The organism is Methylobacterium sp. B1 (genome assembly GCF_000333255.1).
GTDB lineage: Bacteria > Pseudomonadota > Alphaproteobacteria > Rhizobiales > Beijerinckiaceae > Methylobacterium > Methylobacterium fujisawaense.
Genome location: NZ_BACT01000037.1, coordinates 1 through 4,180, shown reverse-complemented (window position 1 = coordinate 4,180; position 4,180 = coordinate 1). Strand labels below are relative to the sequence as shown.

Genomic DNA, 4,180 nt, shown 5'->3' with positions numbered 1-4,180 from the left:
TGGGGATCTCGATGATCGCCCGCAGCCCGCAGCCGTCAGATCCGCTTCCGGGAAGCCGCCGCAGAGCAGGCCGATCGTGGGCAGTCCCGCCTTTGCCGCGGCCTCGGCATCGTAGGGCGTGTCGCCGACGACGTGCGCCGCGTCTGGCGCTACGCCGTCGAGCTTCCGCAAGGCGGCCTGGAAGATGTCAGGATGCGGCTTCGAGCGGTCGGCATCGTCCGCACTGGTGGCGACGTCCACGAGATCGCCGATCCCGAGGATCTCGGTGTAGCGATCCACCTCGGTACGCTTGCCGGACGAGGCCAGGGCGATGGTCAGGCCGGCCTCGTGGATGCGCTCGAACAGCGGGCGGACACCGGGGAAGGGCCGCACATCCGGCAGGTAGCGCCGCTTGAACAGGTCCGAGCGGTACGCCTCGATCGCTTCGCCCTCGCGCCTGATCCGCTCTTGCGACAGGAAGACGGGCATCAACTCGTCGCCGCCCTTGCCGATCTGTCGGCGCACTTCCGTCGGGTCGGTCGTCACGCCGAAATGCGCGAAGGCCTCCACCCAGGCCCGGGCATGCAGATCGACGCTGTCGAGCAGCGTTCCGTCGATGTCGAAAATCGCCGCGCGCATCGCGAGCCCCCTCGCGGTGCCCGGCGCCCGCGTTCGGCCGGACAACCGGGCCGAGGCCAGCCTGTTCCTTGAGGCCGCACCCGCGGACCCGGATGCTGGAACGACGGAAGCCCGCCTCCCCTCGGGAAGCGGGCTCCTGAAACGTCATCGGCGCGGCGGCGCCGGCCCGTCAGTGCATCGAGGCTGCGGTCCGGGCAGGCTTCGCCTTGGCGGCGAGGCCGGCGGTCACCGCCGCCTTGGACGCGCGAACGGTCTTCGGGGCCACCGGCTTCGCGGCGGCCTTCACGGCCGCGGGCTTGGCAGCGGTCGGCTTGGCGGCGGTCGGCTTAGCGGAGGCCGACTTCGTGGTCGCAGGCTTGGCGTCCGCAGACTTGGCGGCCGCGGGCTTGGCCGAAGCGGTCTTCGCAGCGGCGGTCTTCGCAGCGGCGGCCTTGGTGGCCTTCGGAGCTTCGACCGTCTTGGAGGCGACGCCGGCCGCCAGCATCGCGTTGGCGCGCAGCTCGGCTTCGGCGCGGATCCAGTGGGCGGCCGCATGGCCGTGAATCCGGCCCTCGTTCTCCCAGATGTAGTAGGCGCATTCGCGCACCTGATGCTCGCTGATCAGCATGCAGTCGATCTCCTGTCCGTCCCGGGATCGACGATGGGAGAGCCGGGTTAAGCGTCGGTTAACCCTGCCCGCCGGGGCCGGGAGCCGGACGCGGCCCGCTCCGAGCGAACGTGCGCGCGGCCTATTCGGCGATCCCGAGCACCCGCCGCGCCTCGGTCAGGAGTACCGCGTGGCGAGCCGCACCCGGTCCCTGATCCGGCGCCTCGCGTCCGGCCCGGGCGATCATCTCCTGGAACCGGCGCCGGTCGAGGGCGCGCTGGCCGATGCTCGCGAGGACGGCCGACAGCACGGTCCGGACCGCCTCGGTGCGCTCGTCGGCCATCGCCACGGCTTCGGCCGACGCGGTGTTCTCCCGCGCCGCGTCGCGCTCCGTGGCCGCCTTCGTGCGCGCCTCCGCGTCTTCGAGCGCGGCCGCCAGGCGCCGCCCGTCCTGCCAGGACTGGTCGTGCTGATGGGTGCGCAACGCGAGCAGCACCTTGAGCGACGCCGCCTCCGTCCGCGCGGCTTCCAGCTTGATCTGTGTCTCGCGCAGATCCTTCAGCAATTCCTGCGCGAGGGTCTGGTCCGCGGTCACGTCCACTGCCGGCTCCTCTGGCATCCCGATTCCGCCCGTCCTGTCGCGCCGCTGCAGGAATGTCCACTCTCGTCGATGGGCGCGGACGCCACGACCGGTTGAGAAAATCCGCTTGCCGGTCCACATGGAAGGCGGTGCCTCGCGGCGCCTGTCCCGGCCGGCCTTGAACCGGCGCAGCGGAGTGATCCCACCATGTTCATCCAGACCGAAGCCACGCCGAACCCGGCCACCCTGAAGTTTCTGCCCGGCCGTGTCGTCCTTCCGGAATCGACCTTCGAGGCGCGGGATCCCGAGGCCGCCGCCCGCTCGCCCCTGGCTGCGGCGCTGTTCACCGTCCCGGGTGTGGCGGGCGTCTATTTCGGGCACGACTTCATCTCCGTGACCAAGGCCGAGGACGGCTCGGAATGGGCGCAGGTGAAGCCGGCGGTGCTCGGTGCGATCATGGAGCACTTCCAGTCCGGCGTGCCCGTGATGGCCGAGGGCAGCCACGGCGAGATCGAGCCCAGCGACGAGTTCTACGACGAGGCCGACCACGACACCGTCGTGACCATCAAGGACCTGCTCGAGACCCGGGTGCGCCCGGCGGTGGCGGGCGACGGCGGCGACATCACCTTCCGCGGCTACAAGGAGGGCGTGGTCTACCTGGAAATGAAGGGCGCCTGCTCGGGCTGTCCGTCTTCCACGGCGACCCTGCGGCACGGCGTGCAGAACCTGTTCCGGCACTTCCTGCCGGAGATCCGCGAAGTCCAGGCGATCTGAAGATCCTTTTCCGCGGTATAGCTCGAGGATCCTGCCGGCCGGCATCGCCCTCGAGCTTTCCCAAGGCCGTCGACGCTGCGTTTCAAGCGGGTGACGCGCGTCGTCGCCGGCGCCATAGGGCGTGATCCGTGCCGCGGCCGCGCGCCGAGCGAAGGCGTCCGACCTTGGTGCGGCCTTGGGGCCTCCCAGTATGCAGGCCGAGCGGCGCAAGCCGGCAACACTCGACCGCCGAAGAGCTGGCTCGGTCTCCCCCGCCGCTGACGAAGCGGCGGTTTTGCTCTAACGCTTGAGACTCTTCGCGTCCGTCGTGACGCAGGAGGAAGCGGCCGGTTCGGACCGTCCTGTGGGAGTGAGCGTGCGTATCCTGGCCATCGACACAGCGCTGGACACCTGCGCCGCCTGCGTCATGGCGGAGGAGTCCGAGGCGCCCCTCGCCGCCGAGGCGCTGCCGATGGCGCGCGGCCACGCAGAATCCCTGCTGCCGCTGATCGAGCGGGTAATCGCCCGGGTCGAGGGCGGATTTGAGGCGATCGACCGCGTCGCCGTGACGGTCGGGCCGGGCAGCTACACCGGGCTGCGGGTCGGCCTGTCGGCGGCGCGGGCCATCGGACTCGCCACCGGAAAGCCGGTCGTCGGCGTCGGCACCCTCTCGGCTCTCCTCGCTCCCCTCCTGGCGGAGACCGTCGAGGGCACGATCGCGGCGGTGATCGATGCCCGCCACGGCGCCGTCTACGTCCAGGCCCTCGGTCCCGGCGACGGCCTCGCCCCCGCGCACCTCGCCGTCGAGGCGGCGGCCGAGCAGCTGGGTTCCGGCCCGGTGGTGCTCACGGGCTCCGGTGCACCGATGCTGGCCACGGCGCTCGCCGAACACGGCGTCGCGGCGCGCGTCGCCAACGTATCCGGCCCGGATATCGCGTCGGTGGCCTCCCTCGGTCTCGTCGCAGACCCGGCGCAGGCGCTGGCACGGCCTCTCTACCTGCGCGGGCCGGATGCCCGGCCGCAGGATCATGCGCGGATCGCACGGCGATGACCCGCCCGCTGCCTTTCTGGCCCTTCGACTGGTGGTTCGCGTGGTGGGACGCGCTGACCCCGGAGCCTTACGTCGCCCCGCTCCGCGACGCGGCGCAGGCCCCTGCCCTCGCCCGGCTCCACGCGACCGCCTTCGCGCGGCCCTGGGAGGCCCACGAATTCGAGCGCATGCTCTGCGAGCGTTCGACCCAGGCGCACGCCCTGTGGCGTGCGGGCACGCTCCACGGCTTCGTGCTCTCGCGCCGGGCGGCCGACGAGGCGGAGATCCTGACGGTGGTCCTGTCCCCGGCGCTGCGCGGCGGCGGCCACAGCCGCAAGCTGCTCCGCGAGCACCTGTCGAGCCTCGCCCTCGCCGGGGTCGCCCGGGTGCATCTGGAGGTCGACGAGGGCAACGCCCCCGCCCTGCGGCTCTACGCGCGCCACGGCTTCCGACAGGTGGGCTCGCGCACCGGCTACTATCTCAAGGCCGACGGCAGCCGTGCGACTGCGCTGACGATGAGCGCCGATCTGTGACGCCGTGAGCCGCCTCGGTATCGCTTGGCGCGTCGCGGCTCTCGGCCTCGCCTTCGCGGTGCTGGGGCCTCCGCACTGGA

6 protein-coding genes are annotated in these 4,180 nt (G+C 71.7%); 3 read left to right on the top strand and 3 right to left on the bottom strand.

The features are described from left to right. From I53_RS01030 to I53_RS01020, 3 genes are all read right to left on the bottom strand, one after another. Positions 1–618, bottom strand: a 618-nt coding sequence (locus tag I53_RS01030) for an HAD family hydrolase (protein ID WP_043345749.1), incomplete at its 3' end; no start/stop codon positions are given. A gap of 169 nt (positions 619–787) precedes the next feature. After that, positions 788–1,225, bottom strand: a complete 438-nt coding sequence (locus I53_RS01025) for a DUF2934 domain-containing protein (protein ID WP_043345746.1) — start codon at positions 1,223–1,225, stop codon at positions 788–790. 121 nt (positions 1,226–1,346) lie between these two features. Next, entirely contained in the window at positions 1,347–1,805 is a 459-nt protein-coding gene (locus I53_RS01020; protein WP_306307419.1) for an atp-dependent helicase, read from the bottom strand. Positions 1,806–1,991: 186 nt separating this feature from the next. On the opposite strand from I53_RS01020, the gene I53_RS01015 reads away from it, so the two are divergent. From I53_RS01015 to I53_RS01005, 3 genes are all read left to right on the top strand, one after another. Further along, complete coding sequence (locus I53_RS01015) at positions 1,992–2,558, top strand: NifU family protein (RefSeq protein WP_043345741.1); 567 nt, start codon at positions 1,992–1,994, stop codon at positions 2,556–2,558. A 355-nt stretch (positions 2,559–2,913) separates the two neighbouring features. Further along, positions 2,914–3,588: a tRNA (adenosine(37)-N6)-threonylcarbamoyltransferase complex dimerization subunit type 1 TsaB gene (tsaB, locus tag I53_RS01010; RefSeq protein ID WP_043345752.1), complete on the top strand. Its 675-nt coding sequence runs from the start codon at positions 2,914–2,916 to the stop codon at positions 3,586–3,588. Further along, the gene (locus I53_RS01005) at positions 3,585–4,100 is read left to right on the top strand and encodes a GNAT family N-acetyltransferase (protein WP_043345740.1); all 516 of its coding nucleotides are present in this window, start codon (positions 3,585–3,587) and stop codon (positions 4,098–4,100) included. Before tsaB ends, I53_RS01005 begins: the two co-directional genes overlap by 4 nt. Positions 4,101–4,180: the final 80 nt, after the last annotated feature.